The 22414-nt window shown below is 58.3% G+C and carries 18 protein-coding genes; 13 read left to right on the top strand and 5 right to left on the bottom strand.

Annotated elements, in window-relative coordinates:
* Positions 1–75: 75 nt before the first annotated feature.
* Entirely contained in the window at positions 76–1320 is a 1245-nt protein-coding gene (locus DXT96_RS15650; protein WP_153515593.1) for a ubiquinone biosynthesis hydroxylase, read from the bottom strand.
* A gap of 56 nt (positions 1321–1376) precedes the next feature.
* Here DXT96_RS15650 and tesB point away from each other — a divergent pair, with 56 nt between their 5' ends.
* From tesB to DXT96_RS15620, 6 genes are all read left to right on the top strand, one after another.
* Positions 1377–2261 (top strand): acyl-CoA thioesterase II, encoded by an 885-nt coding sequence (gene tesB, locus DXT96_RS15645; RefSeq protein WP_153515457.1) that lies wholly within the window; start codon positions 1377–1379, stop codon positions 2259–2261.
* A 213-nt stretch (positions 2262–2474) separates the two neighbouring features.
* Entirely contained in the window at positions 2475–2825 is a 351-nt protein-coding gene (locus DXT96_RS15640; protein ID WP_019565993.1) for a P-II family nitrogen regulator, read from the top strand.
* Between the two features lie 29 nt (positions 2826–2854).
* On the top strand, positions 2855–4204 hold the full coding sequence (locus DXT96_RS15635) for an ammonium transporter (protein ID WP_149900417.1): 1350 nt from the start codon (positions 2855–2857) through the stop codon (positions 4202–4204).
* A gap of 217 nt (positions 4205–4421) precedes the next feature.
* A complete protein-coding gene (locus DXT96_RS15630) occupies positions 4422–7097 on the top strand; it encodes a DNA translocase FtsK (RefSeq protein WP_174374316.1) in 2676 nt (891 codons plus the stop codon).
* 117 nt (positions 7098–7214) lie between these two features.
* A complete protein-coding gene (locus DXT96_RS15625) occupies positions 7215–7940 on the top strand; it encodes an outer membrane lipoprotein carrier protein LolA (protein WP_174374317.1) in 726 nt (241 codons plus the stop codon).
* Positions 7941–8103: 163 nt separating this feature from the next.
* Positions 8104–8907: an exodeoxyribonuclease III gene (locus DXT96_RS15620; RefSeq protein WP_052818693.1), complete on the top strand. Its 804-nt coding sequence runs from the start codon at positions 8104–8106 to the stop codon at positions 8905–8907.
* A gap of 21 nt (positions 8908–8928) precedes the next feature.
* Here DXT96_RS15620 and DXT96_RS15615 read toward each other — a convergent pair whose 3' ends face one another.
* Positions 8929–9384 (bottom strand): cyclic nucleotide-binding domain-containing protein, encoded by a 456-nt coding sequence (locus DXT96_RS15615; RefSeq protein ID WP_046799641.1) that lies wholly within the window; start codon positions 9382–9384, stop codon positions 8929–8931.
* 135 nt (positions 9385–9519) lie between these two features.
* Positions 9520–10203 carry a response regulator transcription factor gene (locus DXT96_RS15610; protein WP_003492637.1) on the bottom strand — a complete coding sequence of 228 codons (684 nt, stop codon included), beginning with the start codon at positions 10201–10203 and terminating at the stop codon, positions 9520–9522.
* Positions 10204–10445: 242 nt separating this feature from the next.
* Here DXT96_RS15610 and DXT96_RS15605 point away from each other — a divergent pair, with 242 nt between their 5' ends.
* A complete protein-coding gene (locus DXT96_RS15605; RefSeq protein WP_153515455.1) occupies positions 10446–10994 on the top strand; it encodes a L,D-transpeptidase in 549 nt (182 codons plus the stop codon).
* 73 nt (positions 10995–11067) lie between these two features.
* Here the strand turns inward: DXT96_RS15605 and DXT96_RS15600 are convergent, their stop codons facing one another.
* Positions 11068–11637 (bottom strand): CarD family transcriptional regulator, encoded by a 570-nt coding sequence (locus DXT96_RS15600; RefSeq protein ID WP_004444078.1) that lies wholly within the window; start codon positions 11635–11637, stop codon positions 11068–11070.
* A gap of 541 nt (positions 11638–12178) precedes the next feature.
* Here DXT96_RS15600 and DXT96_RS15595 point away from each other — a divergent pair.
* Positions 12179–16939 carry an NAD-glutamate dehydrogenase gene (locus DXT96_RS15595; protein ID WP_153515454.1) on the top strand — a complete coding sequence of 1587 codons (4761 nt, stop codon included), beginning with the start codon at positions 12179–12181 and terminating at the stop codon, positions 16937–16939.
* Between the two features lie 109 nt (positions 16940–17048).
* Positions 17049–18425: an MFS transporter gene (locus tag DXT96_RS15590; RefSeq protein WP_153515453.1), complete on the top strand. Its 1377-nt coding sequence runs from the start codon at positions 17049–17051 to the stop codon at positions 18423–18425.
* A 60-nt stretch (positions 18426–18485) separates the two neighbouring features.
* Here the strand turns inward: DXT96_RS15590 and phaR are convergent, their stop codons facing one another.
* Complete coding sequence (gene phaR, locus DXT96_RS15585; RefSeq protein WP_003520279.1) at positions 18486–19061, bottom strand: polyhydroxyalkanoate synthesis repressor PhaR; 576 nt, start codon at positions 19059–19061, stop codon at positions 18486–18488.
* 241 nt (positions 19062–19302) lie between these two features.
* On the opposite strand from phaR, the gene DXT96_RS15580 reads away from it, so the two are divergent.
* The 4 genes from DXT96_RS15580 (at position 19303) to bfr (ending at position 22366) form a co-directional block, all read left to right on the top strand.
* Complete coding sequence (locus DXT96_RS15580; protein ID WP_153515452.1) at positions 19303–20484, top strand: acetyl-CoA C-acetyltransferase; 1182 nt, start codon at positions 19303–19305, stop codon at positions 20482–20484.
* A gap of 127 nt (positions 20485–20611) precedes the next feature.
* Positions 20612–21337, top strand: coding sequence for an acetoacetyl-CoA reductase (gene phbB, locus DXT96_RS15575; protein WP_153515451.1), 726 nt, complete (start codon positions 20612–20614; stop codon positions 21335–21337).
* Positions 21338–21603: 266 nt separating this feature from the next.
* Positions 21604–21915: a bacterioferritin-associated ferredoxin gene (locus tag DXT96_RS15570; protein WP_080600126.1), complete on the top strand. Its 312-nt coding sequence runs from the start codon at positions 21604–21606 to the stop codon at positions 21913–21915.
* Complete coding sequence (gene bfr / locus DXT96_RS15565; RefSeq protein ID WP_046799648.1) at positions 21881–22366, top strand: bacterioferritin; 486 nt, start codon at positions 21881–21883, stop codon at positions 22364–22366. Before DXT96_RS15570 ends, bfr begins: the two co-directional genes overlap by 35 nt.
* The last annotated feature ends 48 nt before the right edge of the window (positions 22367–22414 follow it).

Genomic DNA, 22414 nt, shown 5'->3' with positions numbered 1-22414 from the left:
GGCAGAAAATACCGGAATCGGCTGTCAAGCGGCAATCGCTGAAAAGCCGATCCGAAGCAAGCGGGAAAGGCCCGATCAGAGCGCCTCGCCGACAAGCAGACGCGGTGCATTCGAATCCGTCGTGCCGGCGGCCTGACCGATGAAATAGGATTTCAGACCCGGCAAACGATCGACCACACCCAGACCGAAATCGCGCATGATGCGGATGGGACCGACATCATTGGAGAAAAGCCGGTTCAGCACATCCGTCGTCACGCCCATCCGCAAGGTGTCGAAACGCCGCCAGGACTGGTAACGCTCCAGAACGTTGAGTGAGCCTATATCGAGGCCAAGCCGGTCGGCCTCGACCACGGTTTCGGCCAGCGCCGCAACGTCCTTGAAGCCGAGATTGAGGCCTTGGCCCGAGATCGGATGAATTCCGTGCGCAGCATCACCGGCAAGTGCCACACGCGGCGCAACGAAGGAGCGTGCCAGTGTCAGGCCAAGCGGAAAGGCGCGGCGGGGACCGATGGGACGGACAGGGCCGAGCTTGTGGCCAAACCGGCGCTCCAGCTCCTCCTCGAACACCAGATCATCGGCGGCCACCAGCCTGTCGGCATCCGCCTTGCGTTCTGTCCAGACGAGGGAGGAACGATTTCCCTTCAGCGGCAGGATGGCGAAGGGACCGGACGGCAGGAAATGTTCCTCCGCGCAGCCCTCATGCGACCGCTCATGTTCGACGGTGGTGACGATACCGGCCTGATCATAGTCCCATTGCACAGTCTTGATACCGGCCATATCTCTCAGCGCTGAGCGAACCCCGTCGCAGGCAATCAACAATCGCGCTTCGAGCGATGAGCCGTCGGAAAGGCTGATCGCCGTCGATTGCGCACCTGCGGTAAAGCCGGAAACACTGAGGCCGTGGCGAATTTCGATGCCAAGACGCTCGCAAAGCCCCCTGAGCGCCCCGACCATCGCGACGTTCGGAACCATATGGGCAAACGGCCTGCCCTCTTCCACGGCTCCATCGAAGGTCAGAAACACCGGACGAACAGGATCGGCGGTCTTCGAATCGGTGACGATCATCCTGTTGATCGGCTGGGCCTCAGGTTCGATCTCGTTCCATATGCCGAAAACATCGAGCATGCGCGTGGCCGCCGCGATAATCGCGGAAGCGCGGACATCCTTCTTCCAGACATCCTCCGGAGCAGCCTCGACCACCTGCACATTGAGGTGTGGGGCCGCCTGCTTGATTGCGACAGCAACCGAAAGGCCGACATATCCGCCGCCTGCCACCACCACGTCCAGCATCGCGCTTCTCCTCAAATCTTGTGCACCCATCATCGGCGCACTATAGACCATATGACATCTTCCTACAGCCGGAGCAGGTCGAAAAAATGTCGCATCCCTCGCAAACGTCCGACCCGATGGCCAACCTCATCGCCACACTCGATCTCGAGAAGCTGGAAGAGAACCTGTTCCGGGGCGAAAGCCCACAAATCGGCTGGCAGCGGGTTTTCGGCGGCCAGGTCATCGCGCAGGCCCTGATTGCGGCGCAAAGAACGGTGGATGATAACCGCCAAGTGCATTCGCTGCATTCCTATTTCATGCGCCCCGGCGATCCGCTGGTGCCTATCGTCTACCAGGTGGAGCGTATCCGCGACGGCGCAAGCTTCTGCACCCGCCGCGTGGTTGCCATCCAGCATGGCAAGGCGATTTTTTCCATGTCGGCGTCGTTTCAGATCTTCGAGGACGGTTTTACCCATCAGATAAAAATGCCTGATGTGACGCCACCCGAAAAACTGATGAGCGAAGAACAGATGCAGGCAGCCTTTCTGGCCAAGGCGCCGGCTTCGATCCGGAACTACTGGAGCAACAAGCGACCGATCGAGATACGTCCGGTTTCACTGACCCATTATATCTCGAAGGAAAAGCTGGAACCGCAGCAGGACATCTGGGTCCGCGCCGTTGGCGATGTGCCTGATAACCCGCGCCTGCAATCGGCCATTCTCGCCTATCTCTCGGATATGACCCTGCTCGACACCTCGCTCTATGCCCACGGAACGACGATTTTCGATCCTTCCATTCAGGTGGCAAGCCTCGATCATGCCATGTGGTTCCACCGCCCCTGCCGACTGGACGACTGGCTGCTTTACATGCAGGACAGCCCAAGCGCCTCAGGCGCCCGCGGCCTGACCCGTGGCAATATTTTCACCAGACAGGGTGAACTGGTCGCCTCCGTGGCACAGGAAGGTCTGATCCGCAAAAGGGCAATTGATTAAATAATGCGCTTTTCTCAAAAACCGCACATTTAATAGACGAAAATTACGCGACTTCCTGCCCGTTTTTCAGACGTCCGTCATATAAATTTTATATTTCAATAAGTTAGACACGCTATCCGAAACTGGCACGCCCTTTGAATGTATGTCCGCAGTCGCTGTTACTGATCTGCCAGCGGCAAGGAGAGTCGGCTCCGTGCCGAGGACAAACAAAGGATGGGAAACCAGATGAAAATTGTGATGGCCATTATCAAGCCGTTCAAGCTGGATGAGGTGCGCGAAGCGCTCACCGGCGTCGGCATCCAGGGCCTGACCGTGACCGAAGTGAAGGGTTACGGACGCCAGAAGGGGCATACCGAAATTTATCGCGGCACGGAATATGCGGTGAGCTTCCTTCCCAAGCTGAAGATCGAGATCGCGGTCGCATCCGACGTTGTCGACAAGGCTGTCGAGGCGATCGCATCCGCGGCAAAGACCGGGCAGATCGGTGACGGCAAGATCTTTGTCTACTCTATCGAACAGGCCGTGCGCATTCGTACCGGCGAAACCAACACAGAAGCGCTTTGAAGCACGGCTGACAGGGGAGTTTTCTCGCTATGCAATTCAACAAGTTTTCAACACTCGGCAAGCTGGGCGCCGGTGCGGCAGCCCTGATGGCCCCGGCCATCGCCTTTGCCCAGGATGCCGCGCCGGCAGTGGCAGCAGCAGCGCCCGTTCCGGATAAAGCCGACACCGCTTTCATGTATGTCGCGACAATCCTCGTGCTGTTCATGATCATTCCCGGTCTGGCGCTGTTTTACGGCGGCCTCGTCCGCACCAAGAACATGCTCTCCGTTCTCATGCAGTGCACGGTCGTCGGCGCGGTCATGATGCTCGTCTGGGTGATCTACGGATACTCCTTCGCCTTCGGCGGCGGCACCGGTCCCTATTTCGGCGGCTTCGGCAAGCTGTTCCTGTCGGGCGTTTCGCTTGACAGCACGTCGGCAACCTTCTCCGAAGGCGTGGTGATCTACGAATACACCTTCATCGCCTTCCAGATGACCTTTGCGGCCATCACGCCGGCCCTGATCGTCGGTGCTTTCGCCGAACGCGTGAAGTTCTCTGCCGTCATCCTCTTCACCATCCTGTGGGCCACTTTCGTCTACTTCCCGATTGCACACATGGTCTGGGATGCGAACGGCCTGATCTTCGGCATGGGCGCTCTCGACTTCGCCGGCGGTACGGTCGTTCACATCAATGCCGGTGTGGCAGGCCTGATCGGCGCGATCATGGTCGGGAAGCGTACCGGCTTCGGCAAGGACATGATGGCACCCCACTCCATGACGCTGACGCTGGTTGGCGCAGCCATGCTGTGGTTCGGCTGGTTCGGCTTCAACGCCGGCTCAAACCTCGAAGCATCCGGTGGTGCGGTTCTTGCAACCATGAACACCTTCCTCGCAACGGCCGCCGCCATCGTTTCCTGGTCGCTGGTTGAAAGCTTCACCCGCGGCAAGGCCTCCATGCTGGGCGCTGCCTCGGGCATGATTGCCGGCCTCGTTGCCGTCACGCCTGCCGCCGGCTCCGTTGGCCCGATGGGTGCGATCGTTCTCGGCCTCATCGTCTCGCCGATCTGCTACTTCTTCGTCTCCGTGGTGAAGAACAAGTTCGGTTATGACGACACGGCCGACGTCTTCGGCGTTCACGGTATCGGTGGCATCATCGGCGCTCTCGGCACCGGCATCTTCACGTCGCCGCTGCTCGGCGGCACCGGCAAGGCTGATTTCTCGATTACCTCGCAGCTCTGGACGCAGTTCGTCGCCGTCGCCATCACCATCGTCTGGTGTGCGGTCGTCTCGGTGATCCTCTACAAGATCGTTGACGTGATCGTCGGTCTGCGGGTTCCGGTGGAAGCGGAACGTGAAGGTCTCGACCTCGCAACCCACGGCGAAGCCGCTTACCACTCGTAATCTAGGGACAAGGGGTTCTCCATCCCCTTTCCCAAAAGAAAGGCCCGTTTCGACGGGCCTTTTTCTTTGCCGCAAATCTGCTGAAAACAGCAAAAAACTGCATGGTTAACACGACATTAACCAGCAAGCGGTTAGTTTTCCCTGTCAATCCGGGATCAGGTCAACGGCCGGATCTTGCCGAAACCACAAAAATGACGGGTTCAGGGACATGGGCAGAATGCATTCTCCGACATTCGATGGTCGTCACACGCGCTTCGTGCTGACGGCGTTTTTCGTGCGTCAGATCATGGCTCTGGCCGGTTTCGCTCTGCTCGCGACGATCGCGCTGGGCATTGCCGCTCTCGCCACATGGAATGTGGCGGATCCAAGCCTGTCCTATGCCACGGGGAACCAGCCCACCAATCTCTTGGGTTACAGCGGCGCCATCTTCGCCGATATCGTCATGCAGTTCCTCGGGCTTTCCGCAATCATTTCCCTTCTCCCGGTCATCGCCTGGGCAATCACCCTGATCGCCGGCCGCAAATTCAGCCGGATACCCGTCCGCCTCGTCGCCTGGGTCGCAGGTACCATCGTCTGCGCCGCCTCGCTCGGCTGTTTTCCCGCCCCCGTCACCTGGCCGCTGCCGAACGGCATCGGCGGTGTCATCGGTGACATGATTCTCCGCTTTCCCGCCCTTTTCATTGGCGCTTACCCGACCGGCACCGTTGCCACCGTGCTGGGTGCCATATTTGCAGCACCCGCCGCCTGGCTGATGCTGTTTGCCGCAGGCGTTGTCGGCGGCTCGGACGATGAACTCGAGCGGGAAGAACCGGCGCCGGTTGCGAACAAGGCTCGCGCCGCGCGTGAGGTCGAAGAGGATGACGAAGACGACGGTGAGGGCTTCTTCGCCAACATTCTCGCCTTCGGCGCGCTCACACATTACTGGTATACCACCCAGGCGCGCTTGCGCCGCCTGTTCGGCCTGAAGTCGAAGTCCCTGCACGATGAATTCGAACACCCTTACGATTTCAACGAATATGAATTCGGCACCCTGAACGAACCCTCCCGCCTGAAGACCGCAATCAACCGCCTCGACCAGCGCGCCGAACCATCTTTCGAGGAACGCGCCGCATCGCGTCGGCAGATGTCGCCTCCTTCCATCGCTCTCGATCATGACGGCGACATGGATGACGAGCCGTCTTTCGATGCGGACGGACGCCGTCTGCCGAGCGGCATCCTCTCGGACGACGACAATGCCGACGAAGCCGATCAGAAATTCACTCCCAGACAGGCGCCGGGACGCGGGCAGCCCAGAATAGCCGCCGCCTCCGCACGCCCCAAACCCAGCGAACGCGTGGCAAGGGAGGCGCAGGCCTCCTTTATCGCCGCCGACGGTTTCCAGCTGCCAACCGTCCATCTTCTGGCCGAACCCAAGAATGTCGTGCGCGATAATACGCTCAGCGCGGAAGTGCTGGAGCAGAATGCCCGCCTTCTGGAAGGCGTTCTCGAAGATTTCGGCGTCAAGGGCGAGATCATTCATGTCCGCCCCGGTCCGGTCGTCACGCTCTATGAACTGGAACCCGCACCGGGCATCAAATCCTCGCGCGTCATCGGTCTTGCCGATGACATCGCCCGCTCCATGAGCGCGATTGCCGCGCGTGTCGCCGTTGTTCCAGGCCGCAACGCCATCGGCATCGAGCTTCCCAACCAGACGCGCGAAACGGTGTTTCTGCGTGAGTTGGTCGGCAGCCGCGATTTCGAAAACAGCAAGGCCAAGCTCGCCATGGCGCTCGGCAAGACGATCGGCGGCGAGCCCGTCATCGCCGATCTCGCCAAGATGCCGCATCTGCTGGTCGCCGGCACCACCGGTTCAGGCAAGTCCGTCGCCATCAACACCATGATCCTGTCACTGCTTTACCGCCTGTCGCCGGAACAGTGCCGCCTGATCATGATCGACCCGAAAATGCTCGAACTGTCGATCTATGACGGCATTCCGCATTTGCTTTCCCCCGTTGTCACCGATCCGAAAAAGGCCGTCGTGGCCCTGAAATGGACGGTGCGCGAGATGGAAGAACGCTACAAGAAGATGTCGAAGATCGGCGTGCGCAATATCGACGGCTTCAACAGCCGCGTGCAGCAGGCGCTCGACAAGGGCGAAATCCTCACCCGCACCGTGCAGACCGGCTTCGACCGCCAGACCGGCGAGGCGATGTACGAGACGGAAGAGTTCGATCTGAAGCCCCTGCCCTATATCGTCGTCATCATCGACGAAATGGCTGACCTGATGATGGTCGCCGGCAAGGACATCGAAGGCGCGGTGCAGCGTCTGGCGCAGATGGCGCGTGCCGCCGGCATCCACGTCATCATGGCCACCCAGCGTCCGTCCGTCGATGTCATCACCGGCACGATCAAGGCGAACTTCCCGACCCGCATCTCCTTCCAGGTGACGTCGAAGATCGACAGCCGCACCATTCTTGGAGAGCAGGGCGCCGAACAGCTGCTCGGCATGGGCGACATGCTCTATATGGCGGGCGGCGGACGCATCCAGCGCGTACACGGCCCCTTCGTCTCCGACAACGAGGTGGAGGAAATCGTCGCCTATCTGAAGACACAAGGCTCGCCGGAATATCTTGAGGCGATCACCGAGGAAGACGACGAGGAAGGCAATGGCGGCGGCCCTGCTGGCGCTGGAAACTTCTCCGATTCCGAAGACCCCTATGATCAGGCCGTGGCCGTCGTGCTGAGGGACGGAAAAGCCTCTACCTCCTATGTGCAGCGCCGTCTTGGCATCGGTTATAACCGCGCCGCTTCGCTGATCGAGCGCATGGAGCAGGAGGGCATTATCGGCCCCGCCAACCATGCTGGAAAACGCGAAATCCTCGTACCAACGGAAGCAGACATCATCGAGCGGTAATGACATGTCGCCCGAAAGTGCTTAGCGGTTTCGGGGTAACGACATGCACAAAGCAAAGGCCCGACGCGTCGGGCAACCAAGCGGGGCTGAGAAGCGTTATTACACGCGTCCAACGTCATGAAGCCGCCGCCTTTTATGCGGACAATCGCTGCGATGAAGGAGAACAGAATGAACGACCTCACTACCGGCGAAACGGCCACCGCAAGCGCACCTGAAAAAGGGATGACGCGGCGTGGCGTGCTGACGGCATTTTCCATGGCTGCGGTCATGGCGGGCCTGTCGCCGCTTGACGCCTTTGCCCAGGCAGCCGGCAATGGCGCAACCGCACAGAAAATTGCCAATCATTTCTCGTCGGTCAAAACGATGATGGGCGAATTTGTGCAGTTTGGCCCGCGCGGCGAACAGACCGGCGGTAAATTCTACATCGAACGGCCGGGCAAGCTTCGCTTCAATTATGAAGACCCCTCACCCATGCGGGTCATTGCCGATGGCAAGAATGTGGTTATCGGCAACATGAAGCTGAAGACCTGGGATCTCTATCCGCTGTCCAAGACCCCTCTCAGCCTGCTTCTGTCCGACAAGATCGATCTCGGCAACCAGAAGGTCCGGAACGTGAAGGAAGAGTCAGACCTGACCACCATCGTTTTGGGTGACAAGAGCATCTTCGGCGATTCGACCATCACCCTGATGTTCGACCCGAAAACCTTCGATCTGAGGCAATGGACAACGACCGACGCCCAGAACAAGGACACCACCGTCATGATCTTCAACGTCCAGACGGGCGTGAACCTCGATGAGCGCGTCTTCAACATCAACTATGAGGAAGTGCGCAAGCGCGGCTGAGCACCGTCTATTTTGGAAAAACGGTTCGAAGGCGGCCTCGCGGTCGCCTTTTTCATTTTGCCGCTAAAATACATTCCCGTTTTCATCACGATGTTATAAGCCTGCGCCCCGGAAACATGTCTCGAAACAACGGGGTTCGGGGCAGCAAACGCGGAGCACATGCATGTCGTTTTCGATAACCACCTGGAACATCAACTCTGTCAGGCTGAGAATGCCGATCGTTGAGCAGTTTCTGGTGCGTTACAAACCCGACATTCTCTGCCTGCAGGAAACGAAATGCCCGAATGGCGAGTTTCCGATGAAGCCGCTGAAGGCACTGGGTTACGAGCACGTCATCATCCACGGCCAGAAGGGCTATCACGGTGTGGCGATCGCTTCGAAAATCCCGCTGACCGAAGACCACCGGCAGGACTATTGCGGTATCGGCGATGCGCGTCACATCTCGGCGATTTTTCAGGTCGGGTCGCGCCGCGTGCGGCTGCATAATTTCTACGTTCCGGCCGGTGGCGACGAGCCGGATCGGTCGATCAATCCGAAATTCGGCCACAAGCTCGATTTCATCGAGGAAATGAAGGCGCTGCGCGCCGATGGTGTGCCCGGCACTTCCTCCATCCTCGTCGGCGATCTCAACATCGCGCCGTTTGAAAATGACGTCTGGTCACACAAACAACTTCTAAAGATCGTCAGCCACACGCCTGTCGAAACCGACGGCATGCTTGATATCATGAAGCAGGGCAACTGGCTTGATCTGATGCGCCTGAACGTGCCGGAGACGGAAAAGATCTATACGTGGTGGAGCTACCGCGCCAAGGATTGGGAAGCGGCCAATCGTGGCCGCCGTCTCGACCATATCTGGTCGTCGCAGGATCTCGGCGCCTCGCTCGAAAAAATCGACATATTGCAGGAGGCGCGCGGCTGGAACCGACCATCGGACCACGTTCCGGTTACAGCCCATTTCCGGTTCTGAACCGGCATTTTCCGGACGATCTCAGACGAAGCGGTTCTGTAAACGGGCCGCACCCGCCGCGAGCGCGGCGATATTGTCACGGATGCGCGCCGACACGATATCGGCGACCTCCGGAAACTCCTCCACCAGCCGGTGAAAGAGGATGCGCGTTATCCGTATGACTTCGGAATCCTCCGCCGCAACGGCAGTGAATTTCCGTTCGCAGAGGGTGAAAAGGGCAAGCTCCGAAAGCAGCGCTCCCTTGCCCGGTGTCGCCTGCAGTTCGGGTTTGCCGTCTCGCCCCGCCGTAAAAAGCTCGAAATGGCCCGATGTCACCGCAAAGGCGCATTCCGCCGGCGAATGCTCCCGGAACAATGTCTGGCCCGCCGATACGCGGCGGCGCTCCGCACCGAAGGCGATGAGCCGCAACTGGTCGTCGCTGAAGCCAGCGAACAACGGCACTTGCCCCAGCAGCATGATATCGTCCGTCAAGGCCATGTCGTTCGTTACTCCGGAAAACCGCCTGCATCACTATAGCGGTTTTCCAATATCAGCCTTCAAAATACAAGACGTTAGAGCGCCGCGCGGTTTTTTCAGATGCGCCCGGCAGGCTCTAAGCCATCAGGTCCCTGTTCAGGGAACGATCTTGTAGCCGCCATTCTCGGTGACCAGAATTTCGGCATTGGAAGGATCCCGCTCGATTTTCTGACGCAGACGATACACATGCGTTTCGAGCGTGTGCGTCGTCACACCGGAATTGTAACCCCAGACCTCTTCCAGCAGGACGTCGCGGGTAACGACGGCGCTGCCAGCGCGGTAGAGATAACGGATGATCGCCGCCTCCTTTTCCGTCAACCGGATTTTCTTGCCGTCTTCGGTCGTCAGCAGCTTCTGGCTGGGCTTGAACTGATAGGGACCAACGGTGAAAACCGCATCTTCACTCTGTTCATATTGGCGAAGCTGCGCCCGGATGCGCGCCAGAAGCACGGCGAAGCGGAACGGCTTCGTCACATAATCATTGGCACCCGCTTCAAGCCCGAGGATCGTGTCGGAATCGGTGTCATGGCCGGTCAGCATGATGATCGGCGCTTTGAAGCCGCCCTTGCGCAACAGCTTCACGGCCTCGCGGCCGTCCATGTCCGGAAGGCCTACATCCATGATGAGGAGGTCAACCTGGGCGGTCTTGGCGGTCTGCATCGCCTGCGCGGCATTTGCACCGCTCAGAAGCGAGAATTCCTCATAGGGAGACAATTGCTCGGTCAGCGTCTCCCGAAGATCGTCGTCATCGTCCACCAGAAGGATTGTGCGAGCCGTCATTCGGATTCTCAGCCTTTCTTACTTTAGCGCCTCGGTTCAAAAAATCGGGCTCGATTTTAGGAAGGCACGAGGCGTAGTTTAAAAGAGTTAGAGCGCTCGCTGTGCATCGATAGTGACGCACGGCGCTCTAATTATCAGCCAATTCAGCGGTTTGCCGGTAAAAGGTCAACCCATTGCCATGATATAACGAAGTGCTATGACTTCACGTTAAATAACCTGCAAAGCAAAATCTCGTGAAAAACATGAGCAAACCCTCGCCAAGACAACGTAAACGCGCATCAACGCTCGTGGTTCGGCCGGCTCCCTCAAAAACCAGCCGTGCCATCGTCCAGCTCGGGCACCTCACCTTTCCCGCCGCGATCGGGCGCAATGGCCGCACCGCGATGAAACGCGAGGGAGACGGCAAATCACCCATTTCCCTCACCCGCCTGCTGTATGGATTTTATCGCGGCGACCGTAATACCGGCATCGCTACGGCATTGCCGATGCAGCGGACGCGCAGATCCATGCTATGGTGTGACGAACCCCGTAGCGCCAATTACAACAGGCTGGTCAAGACGCCCTTTGCGCCAAGCCATGAAGAAATGATGCGCAAGGACGGTCTCTACGACGTCTGCCTGGTGCTTGACTGGAACATCACCTCAAGAAGCCGCAACCGGGGCTCGGCGATCTTCATGCATTTGATCCGTCCGGGATATGAGCCGACCGCCGGCTGCGTCGCCCTCCACCCTAAAGACATGCGGCGTATTCTGCCCCACATGCGCAAAGGCACGAGAATCCGCATTCTTTGAAGCGCATCGTGCAATCGGGCAACAAAAAACCCGCCATTCGTGGCGGGTTTTTTTAGAAGGAAGAGGCCGGTTATTAAGCGGCTTCGTCCTGAGAATCGTCCTCTTCAACAGCCTTGCCACGCTTGGGGCCTTTGGCAAGGTTGACTTCCACCAGGCGAACAGCCTCGGTTTCGGACATCTTGTTGACGGCGGCAATTTCGCGCGCCATGCGATCGAGAGCAGCTTCATAAAGCTGACGCTCGGAATAGGACTGCTCCGGCTGATTTTCGGCACGGTAAAGATCGCGCACCACTTCCGCGATCGCGATAAGATCGCCGGAATTGATTTTCGCATCATATTCCTGGGCGCGGCGCGACCACATGGTACGCTTCACACGTGCCTTGCCCTGCACCACTTTCAGCGCCCGCTCGACAAAATCGCCTTCGGAAAGCTTGCGCATGCCGATGCTCACGGCTTTAGCGACGGGAACCTTAAGACGCATCTTGTCTTTTTCGAAATCGATGACAAAAAGCTCAAGCTTCATGCCGGCGACTTCTTGTTCCTCGATTGCAGAAATGGTACCGACACCATGAGCGGGATACACAATCGCTTCACCGGTCTTGAAACCGTGATGTGCTGGAGATTTCTTCTGCTGGGTCGTCATTCGTTCTAAAAACTCCCTGTTACATACCCGGCAATGCCGGGGTTGGGTCGGTCAGGCCCTGATGAGACGGGGGAACCGTCAAGTGACTCCGCACTGGTCCAGCCGTGTACGCAAAAAAACACCTTCCCGCATTGCGGGGTTCGATAACGTAAACGCTCGATATGTCACGGAAACCGCGTGCAAAAGAGGTGTTGCTTTCGTGGTGTTTTTGGGCACACAAATGCCACGCTGTGGATCAGTGTCGTTGGTGTACCACAAAAATAGGCGCAAATCAATAATTTGCTTCGACCGTGGCCGCAACATCACATGGCGGCTCAATAACCGCCTAAAAATTAGTCGCTAAAATACTGTCAAATGCTTCGCGACAGACCCTCATGGCAAAAGAAGCAAAAAAATTTCACTTACCAACCAAAGAAATACGAAAGCCTCTTAAACTCTTCGTAATTCCACGCCAATATCCGATTCGACTGAAAAGGCAAAATCCGTAAATTGACGGTGCTTTTTTACATTAAAGTGTGATTTTTGGAGGAATCCACGTCAAATGGGCTACAGAAATAATCCAAAACGCGAAAAACAGATCGAAAAAGCGCGCCAGCAGGCAATTGCCGAAAATGTCCAATTTCTTGATCCAGGTATTCTTTATGGAAGGGCAAGTGCCGACGATATAGAATATTATTCCGCCGAGATGCTGGCGGCGAGCGCGGCTCACAGTTTCCAGGCGCTTTCGCACTGGACCAGAGAGACGCCCCACATCAGCATCACCCAGGTGGAAGGCGTTTCACCGCGCGATATCCCGGTAACCGTCCTGACCATTATCGGCCGCAACATGCCTTTCCTTTATGATTCGGTTATGGGTGAGGTCACCAGCAGCTATCGCGGCCTTTATCTGGCAGTCCACCCCATCCTCGTGCATGATGACGACGCGCAGGCTGGCTACCGCCTTGCGGAACCCGAGGATGATCCCGCCGAGAATATCAGCCTCATCCAGCTGCATATCGCGCCGCTGACACAGCAGGCCGCCGCAGCGCTGGAAGAACGGCTGCGCTTTGTCCTCACACAGGTGCAATCCGCCTATCGTGACTGGCGGCCCATGCTGGCGAAGCTTGACGAGGCGCTGGACGAATTGTCGAAGCGCGGCTCCTCGCGGCGCAAGACCGAGCGTACCGAAGCGGTCGAATTCCTCAACTGGCTTCGCAATGACAATTTCACCTTCCTCGGCATGCGGGATTACACCTATTCCGGCAAGGGGAAGAACGCCAGGATCGAACGCGGTGACGGCGTCGGCCTCGGCAGCCTGAGCGATCCGGATGTGCGCGTGCTGCGCCTCGGCAAGAACGCCGTAACGACGACGCCTGAAATTCTCGCCTTCCTGGATGGCCCGGATTTCCTCATCGTCACCAAGGCCAATGTAAAATCCATCGTGCATCGCCGCGCCTATATGGATTATATCGGCATCAAGCGCTTTGATGAGGACGGCAACGTCATCGGCGAATTGCGCATCGTCGGCCTTTTCACCGCCACCGCCTATACGCGTTCAGTCAAGCAGATCCCGTTGCTGCGCGCCAAGGTCGCGGATGTCGAGCGGCATTTCGGCTTCGATCCGAACAGCCACTCCGGCCGCATCCTGCAAAACACGCTGGAAGCCTATCCACGTGACGACCTCTTCCAGATCGAGACGGACCTTCTGATCCGCTTCATCGAGCAGATCATGGAACTGAGCGACCGGCCACGCGTGCGCGTGCTTGCCCGTATCGACCGTTTCGACCGCTTCGTATCGGCCATCATCTTCGTGCCGCGCGAAGAGTATAATTCCTATGTGCGCGAGAAGATCGGCGATTATCTGAGCAGGGTCTATGACGGGCATATTTCCGCCTATTACCCCGCCTTCCCCGAAGGTGCAGTCGCCCGCGTCCACTTCATCGTCGGCCGCACGGAAGGCAAGACACCGCGCATCGCGCAGGACAGGCTGGAAGACGCCGTCAGCGATATTGCGGCACGCTGGATAGACCACCTCGTCACCCTGTCCGAACCGGGCGCGCCGGTGCTGGAGGTCGATCAGGCCTATCAGGAAGCCTTCACGCCTGAAGAGGCGATCGGCGACATGCCGGACATTCTGGCTGCCGCCAATGGTGAGCCGGTCCGCATTGAATTCTACCAGCAGGAAGGCCAGTCGGCCGACACGCTGTCGCTGAAGATTTTCCACCGCGACGGCCATCTGCCGCTTTCGCGCCGTGTGCCGCTGCTCGAAAATCTCGGCTTCAACGTCATCAGCGAACGTACCTTCGATATCGGTGTCGTTTCAGATGACGGTAAGCGCGACATCGTGCTGCACGACATGGAGCTATCCGTCGCGGCGGGCACGACACTCGACCTGCCGCATGACGGACAGAAACTCGAGGAAGCCTTCCTTGCCGCCTTTTCGGCCAAGGTTGATAATGACAACTTCAATCGGCTGATCCTCGCCTGCGGCCTGTCCGTGCGCGAAGTCTCTGTTTTGCGCGCCTATGCACGCTACCTTCGTCAGACCGGCATTGTTTATTCGCAGGAGCATATTTCCGAAACGCTCTTCAAATATCCGGCCATTTCCCGCAATATTTTCGCGCTGTTCAAGGCTGGCTTCGACCCGTCTATCGACGAAAAGAAGCGTCTGAAGAAACTCGCCGAAATACACAAGGCGATCGAAGCGGCATTGAGCGGCGTTCCCAATCTCGATGAAGACCGCACGCTGAGGCGTTACGTCAACGCCATCGACGCGACGCTTCGCACCAACTACTTCCAGAAAAATGGCGACGGTACGCCAAGAGACCTCCTGGCGTTCAAGTTCGATCCGAAACATCTGGACGGCCTGCCTGATCCGCGTCCCTTCCGCGAAATCTTCGTCTACGGAACCGAGGTCGAAGGCGTGCATCTGCGCTTCGGCAAGGTCGCACGCGGCGGTCTGCGCTGGTCGGATCGTGGCCAGGATTACCGCACCGAAGTGCTCGGCCTCGTCAAGGCGCAGCAGGTCAAGAACGCGGTGATCGTGCCCGTTGGCGCAAAGGGCGGTTTCTTCCCGAAGAACCTTCCCGCCGGCGGCTCCCGCGATGAGGTCTTTAATGCCGGACGCGAGGCCTACAAGACCTATATCCGCACCCTGCTCTCGATCACCGACAATATCGTCGATGACGCCATCATACCGCCTGCCGATACGCTGCGGCTCGATGGTGACGACCCCTATTTCGTCGTTGCCGCCGACAAGGGGACGGCGACGTTCTCCGACACGGCAAACGGCCTTGCCCGCGACGCCGGCTTCTGGCTGGACGATGCCTTCGCATCGGGTGGTTCGGCCGGTTATGACCACAAGAAGATGGGCATCACCGCCCGCGGCGCATGGGAAACGGTGAAGCGCCATTTCCGTGAAATGGACACCGACATCCAGACCACGCCCTTCACCGTGGCGGGTGTGGGCGACATGTCCGGCGACGTTTTCGGCAACGGCATGCTGCTGTCGGAAAAGATCAGGCTCATCGCCGCCTTCGATCACCGCGATATCTTCATCGATCCGGATCCCGATACCGACAAGTCCTTCACTGAGCGCAAACGGCTTTTCGAACTGCCGCGCTCCAGCTGGCAGGACTATGACCGCTCGGCCCTCTCCGGCGGCGCGATGATCATCTCACGTTCCGAAAAATCGGTAACACTGACGCCGGAAGCCGTGGCCGCCATCGGTCTCGACAAGTCCGTCGCCACGCCCTTCGAGATCATGACCGCCATTCTGAAGGCGCCGACCGATCTCCTCTGGTTTGGCGGCATCGGCACCTATATCAAGGCGGCGGTGGAAACCAATGCCGAGGTGGGTGACAGGGCAAACGACCCCATCCGCGTCAACGCCACCGAACTGCGCGCCAAGGTCATCGGTGAAGGTGCCAATCTGGGCATCACCCAGAAGGGCCGCATTGCCTATGCGCTTTCGGGCGGACGTTGCAACTCCGATGCCATCGACAACTCGGCCGGGGTGAATTCCTCCGACGTCGAGGTCAACATCAAGATCGCGCTCGCCTCCGCCGTCAATACCGGTCGCTTGACGATGCCGAAGCGCAATCAGCTTCTTGCCTCCATGACGCCGGAAGTGGCGCAGCTGGTGCTGCGCAACAACTACTTGCAATCGCTGGCGATCTCGCTGACGGAACGGCTGGGGCTCGCAAACCGCGAAGAACTTGGCCGCCTGATGGGCGCGCTGGAGGCAACCGGTCAGCTGAACCGCAAGGTCGAAACCCTGCCTGACAATGCCGAGTTCAGCGAAAGATATGCCTCTGGCAAGCCGCTGACCCGACCGGAAATCGGTGTGCTTCTGTCTTATGCCAAGCTGACGCTGTTCGACGCACTGGTGGCAAGCCCGCTGCCGGATGAGCCTTATCTCCAGCATCTGCTCGTCGACTATTTCCCGGCCAAGATGCAGAAGAACTATGCGGACGATATCAAGGCACATCGCCTGCACCGTGAAATCGTTGCAACCGCGCTCGCCAACGCCGTGGTCAACCGCGGTGGTCCGGGCTTCGTGCAGAAACTTGGCGATGCAAGCGGTCTTTTGGCGGCTGACGTCGTCAAGGCGGCCGTCATCGTCGAAGATGGTTTCGGTCTCAAACGTCTGTGGAGTGAGGTCGACGCGCTTGATGGCAAGATCGGGGGACAAGTCCAGAACGGGCTTTATGCCACCATTGCCCGCATCTTCTCCGATGCAAGCAGGCTTCACCTGCAGACCCGAAGCGCAGGCGCTGCAACAGGCGACATGGCGACCGAGATCGAGCGCCTGAAAACCGCCATCAAGACGCTGTCGCCTGCAGCGGCGAAATATCGCCGCGAGCTTGGCGTCACGGAAATCGACGGCGTTCCTTCCACCCTTCTGGAAGAGCTGGATACGCTTTCCCTGCTGGTCTATGTGCCAGAGATCATGCGGATCGCCGAAAGTGCGGGCACGACGCTTGCCCGCGCCGCCGAAAGCTATGCCACCGTTTCCTCGACCTTCCGTGTGGCGCGCCTGCTGGACGCCAGCCAGCGCATCGCACCGGCCGATCATTACGAGAGCCTGGCTCTTCTGCGCAGTCAGGACCAGATCTCCTCCTCCCGACGCCGGATCGTCATCTCTGCGCTGACGGAATATGCAAAGGAGAAAGATCCGGTTCAGGCCTGGTATGCCGCCGACCGCGTGCGGGTGAACCGCATCGTTTCCGAGCTGGGTGCACTCAGCGAAAGTGGCGATACCAACCTCGCTCGCCTGACGGTGGCGGCGGGGCTGCTTGGCGATATCGTTCAGGCGCGCTGATCGGCAGTCTTAAAAACGCCATCCGGGTTACCGACCCGGATGGCAAAAAACGAAGCGGATGACCGGCATCCCGCACTCTATTCTCCCCGATTATCCGATAGGACGATGAATGACTGTCCCCTCCCCAAACGCGGAAACAGTGGTTGCCAAACGCGGCATCTGGGGCTGGGTCATGTTCGACTGGGCGGCGCAGCCGTTTTTCACGGTCGTCACCACGTTCGTTTTCGGGCCTTATTTCGTCGCCCGTCTCACCGATGATCCGATTTCAGCACAGGCGACATGGAGCAATATGGCGACGGTCTCCTCGATCATCATCGCCCTCTTCTCCCCCATCCTCGGCTCCATCGCCGATCAGTCCGGCGCACGCAAACCGTGGATCGCCTTTTTTGCCGTCATCAAGATCGTCAGCCTCTTTTTCCTCTGGTTTGCAGCGCCAGGCTCACCGCTTATCCTGCCGATCATCTGCATGATCCTCGCCTCCATCGCGGCAGAATTTTCTATCGTCTTCAACGACTCCATGATGCCGCGACTGACCAACCCGCAAAATGTCGGGCGCATTTCCAATCTCGCTTGGGGGCTCGGTTATCTGGGCGGCATGGTGGTGCTGATTGCGGTGGTGACGCTTCTGGCCGCCAACCCGCAGACCGGGCTGACCATCGCCGGCATCAAACCACTTTTCGGTCTCGACCCGGCAACCGGCGAGGACGCCAGAATAACCGGTCCGCTCGCTGCGCTCTGGTATCTCATCTTCATTCTGCCGATGTTTCTGTTAACCCCGGACGCCGAAAAGGGCCTGCCCTTTGCAGCGGCGATCCGCTCGGGCCTTTCAGAACTCAAGATGACACTCCGCGAACTGCGTTACCGCCCGACGCTGTTGCGGTTTCTGATCGCGCGCATGCTCTATCAGGATGGCGTGAACGGCGTGCTCATTCTGGGCGGAGCGTTCGCCGCTGGCATGTTCGGCTGGGCGACGATGGAAATCGGCCTCTTCGGCATTCTCCTCAACGTCGTCGCCATCGCAGGCTGCTTTGCCGCCGGGCGGCTCGATCAGAAACTCGGATCGCGCATCACCATCCTCATCAGTCTGGTGCTGCTACTGCTCGCCACGCTCGGCATCGTCTCCACGGAAAAGGGCTCGACCCTGTTTGGCTGGATACAATTATCGACGGCGGACAATGGCGGCATCTTCGCGACAGGCGCGGAAAAGGCCTATCTGCTGTATGGCGTCCTGATCGGCCTCGCCTTCGGCCCCGTCCAAGCCTCGTCCCGCTCTTATCTCGCGCGCAATATCACCGTGGCAGAAGCGGGCCGTTATTTCGGCATTTACGCGCTTTCCGGGCGTGCCACGAGTTTCATGGCGACGCTGTCGTTTTCCATAGCAACCTATATAAGCGGCTCCGCCCATATCGGCATGGCCACGCTCATCGTATTTCTGGGGGCTGGATTTCTACTGTTGCTGCGCGTGCCGGAAAGAACGGCAGGTTGAAAGTTCGAAGCAGCAGCCGATGCGGTTGATCAAACCCGACATCGGCCCGCACAAGACAGATCAGAGCTGATCCAGTTTTTGCTGCAATGCGCGCAGCTGTGCCTTCAGCTCATCGATTTCGGACGCGTTCGGCTTGCGGGTCTCCTTTGGCGCCTGCGGCATTGCGAAAGGCGTGAATCCCTGCATCGCCTGCCGGAACAGTTCCGTATTACGGCGGATCTGTTCTTCCATCATCTGCAGCGGCGCCTGAAAATTCCGGGCAAGCGAACCGTCGCCGAACGCCTTAGCCATATGCTCCTGCATCTGGCTCTGCTGATCCGAGAATGTCTTCATCGAATGTTCGAGAAATGTCGGCACGACCATCTGCATCTGATCACCGTAGTAGGAGATCAATTGCCGCAGAAACGCCGTCGGCAGTAACGTATTGCCGGTTTTGGCTTCCTGTTCGACGATGATCTGCGTCAGAACCGCATGGGTGATGTCTTCGGACGACTTGGCATCCTGAACCTTGAAGTCCTCGCCGCGCTTGACCATCTGCGCCAGATCATCGAGCGTCACATAGGTGCTGGTGCCGGTATTATAGAGCCGCCGGTTGGCGTATTTTTTAATGATTGTTTCGCCGTCGTGTTTCGCCATGCCCGCCTCCTCGCGATGATGGTATTTTCTTTTTTTTGTCTTAGTGCTCTTCCCGGCGCAAAGTGTATGCGCAAAACGAGCCCTCTGACAAATGTTTTGTGCATCGCAACAGTTTGTTTTTTGCGCAGCAATTTTCCGCAAGATTCCCGGGTGATTTAGCAACATCTTTTAAAGCAACTTTCGGCATTTGACTTGTATTGAAAGCTTTGCCAGTCTCCGCCCGCATGTGAGGAGAATAGAGATGACCCTGCCTTCAATCGTGATTGCCAGCGCCGCGCGCACCGCTGTCGGTTCCTTCAATGGCCACTTCGCTAACACACCCGCCCACGAGCTGGGGGCAACCGTCATCAATGCCGTGCTGGAACGCGCGGGTGTTGCGGCAAACGAAGTCGATGAAGTCATTCTTGGTCAGGTGCTGACGGCTGGCGAAGGGCAGAACCCGGCCCGGCAGGCGGCCATGAAAGCCGGCATTCCGCAGGAGGCGACCGCCTTCGGCCTCAACCAGCTCTGCGGCTCCGGCCTGCGCGCCGTCGCCCTCGGCATGCAGCAGATCGTTACCGGCGATGCGGCCATTATCATCGCCGGCGGTCAGGAATCCATGTCCATGGCGCCCCATTGCGCACATTTGCGCGGCGGCGTGAAAATGGGTGATTTCAAGATGATCGACACCATGCTGAAGGACGGCCTGACCGACGCATTCTATGGCTATCACATGGGTATCACCGCCGAAAACATCGCCCGCCAATGGCAGCTTTCCCGCGATGAACAGGACCAGTTCGCCGTTGCTTCGCAAAACAAGGCTGAGGCCGCGCAGAGTGCCGGCCGTTTCACGGACGAGATCGTGGCCTTCACGGTCAAGGGCCGCAAGGCGGATATCGTCATCGATGCGGACGAACATATCCGCGCCGGCGCCACTCTGGAAACGATGGCCAAGCTGCGCCCCGCCTTCGATAAGGAAGGCACGGTGACAGCAGGCAATGCCTCCGGCCTGAATGATGGCGCAGCCGCCACACTTTTGATGTCGGAACAGGAAGCGGCAAGGCGCGGCATCAAGCCGCTGGCGCGCATCGCCTCCTGGGCAACGGCAGGCGTTGATCCGCAGATCATGGGCACCGGCCCTATTCCCGCCTCCCGAAAGGCGCTGGCCAAGGCCGGCTGGTCGATCAACGATATTGGTCTTGTCGAAGCCAACGAAGCCTTTGCCGCCCAATCCTGTGCGGTCGTGCGCGAGCTGGGCCTTGATCCTGATATCGTCAACGTCAATGGTGGTGCAATCGCCATCGGCCACCCGATCGGCGCTTCCGGCGCACGCGTCCTGAATACGCTGATTTTCGAGATGCGACGCCGCAACGTGTCCAAGGGCCTCGCAACACTCTGCATCGGCGGAGGCATGGGCGTCGCCATGTGCATTGAGGCGCTCTGAAACGGCTGCGTGGCTTTCCAAAAATCAATTCCTGTTCGGCGAACAATAGGGTAGAAGCAGCCTCCCATTGGCCGTATTTCTGTGGCCGTTGAGCACGGCAAAAGCAGTTCAGGACATGGAGGCCGATATGAGCCGGGTTGCGTTGATTTCCGGCGGGACAAGCGGCATAGGCGCCGCAATTGCCCGCGCCTTGCAGGCAGCCGGCTACCGGGTAGCCGTCAACTACGCTTTCACGACTGACAGGGCTGAAGCCTTTCAGAAAGAAACCGGCATCCCCGCCTTTCAGTGGGACGTTCGCGACTATGACGCCTGCGTCGACGGCATTGCAAAGGTGGAAGAGGCCTTCGGTCCCGTCGAGGTTCTCGTCAACAATGCCGGCATCACCCGTGATGCGATGTTTCACAAGATGTCGCCGGAGCAATGGCGCGAGGTGATCGACACCAACCTCACCGGCGTCTTCAACATGACGCACCCCGTCTGGCCGGGCATGCGGGATCGCGGTTTCGGCCGCATCGTCAATATTTCCTCGATCAATGGCCAGAAGGGACAGGCGGGGCAGGCCAACTATTCCGCCTCCAAGGCGGGCGATATCGGCTTCACCAAGGCGCTCGCCCAGGAAGGCGCCAGCCGCAACATCACCGTCAACGCCATCTGCCCCGGCTATATCGGCACGGAGATGGTGAGAGCGATACCGGAAAAAGTGCTTGCCGAACGGATCGTCCCGCAAATTCCGGTCGGGCGGCTGGGTGAACCGGAAGAAATCGCCCGTTGTGTCCTGTTTCTCGTTTCCGACGAGGCCGGTTTCATCACAGGCTCCACCATGACGGCTAATGGCGGGCAATATTTCGCCTGAGATCGGCTGCTCCTGAGTTTGGCGGCAGCTAAATCAGTAAACTTTTCGTGATAATTACTCTGGTAATTTTGCCGCGCACAAAAACTTGAGCACGAAACACTGGAAAGTATGGCGCGCTAAACCAATGAAAATACGATAGTTTTTGTATAGTTTAGAATGAATCTAGAAATTCCGCTCCGATTCAAAAGGAGGTTTTTCTTGACATTTGGTGTCCTGTTTTGGTTTAAGAATGAAAACAACGTGTTGCGTCATACAGGCAGTCCATCATGCTGGTTTGCAGCTGCAATTACATCACCGATCACGATATCCGGGACGTCATCAACGAACTCCTCGACGAGGACTGTTGGCAGCTGATCGTTCCTGCGAAAGTGTATCACGCCATGGAAAAACGTGGTCGCTGTTGCGGCTGTTTTCCGACCGTTGTCGACCTGATCATCAAAACCACAGAAGAATATCACGCCCGTCGCCACTCGACTGAGGCCGATGTTTTTGATTTTATGTCCCGCTTGAAGCGATTCCATGAAGAGAACAGGAGAGCGGACATTGAAAGGCGACAAAAAAGTCATCGAGCGGCTTAACGAGGCCCTTTTTCTCGAACTCGGTGCGGTGAACCAATATTGGCTTCATTACCGGCTGCTGAACGACTGGGGCTATACAAAGCTCGCAAAGAAGGAGCGCGCTGAATCCATCGAAGAGATGCAGCACGCCGACAAGATCATTGATCGTATCATCTTCCTCGAAGGTCATCCCAACCTTCAGACGCTGGCGCCGCTGCGCATCGGCCAGAATGTCAAGGAAGTGCTGGAAGCTGATCTCGCGGGCGAATACGACGCCCGGACCTCTTACAAGAAGTCGCGTGACATCTGTTCCGAGGCCGGAGACTACGTCTCCATGAAGCTGTTTGAAGCCCTGCTGATCGACGAAGAAGGCCATATCGACTTCCTCGAAACCCAGCTCGATCTGCTCGGCAAGATCGGCGTGGAAAAATATGGTCAGCTCAACGCCGATTCCGCCAACGAAGCGGAATAAGCTTTCGACATTGGATAAAGAAAAGGCGGCCCATGGCCGCCTTTTTAT

This window comes from Agrobacterium sp. ICMP 6402 (genome assembly GCF_009498615.1).
Lineage (GTDB): Bacteria > Pseudomonadota > Alphaproteobacteria > Rhizobiales > Rhizobiaceae > Agrobacterium > Agrobacterium burrii.
This window is presented reverse-complemented; position numbering and strand designations above follow the sequence as displayed.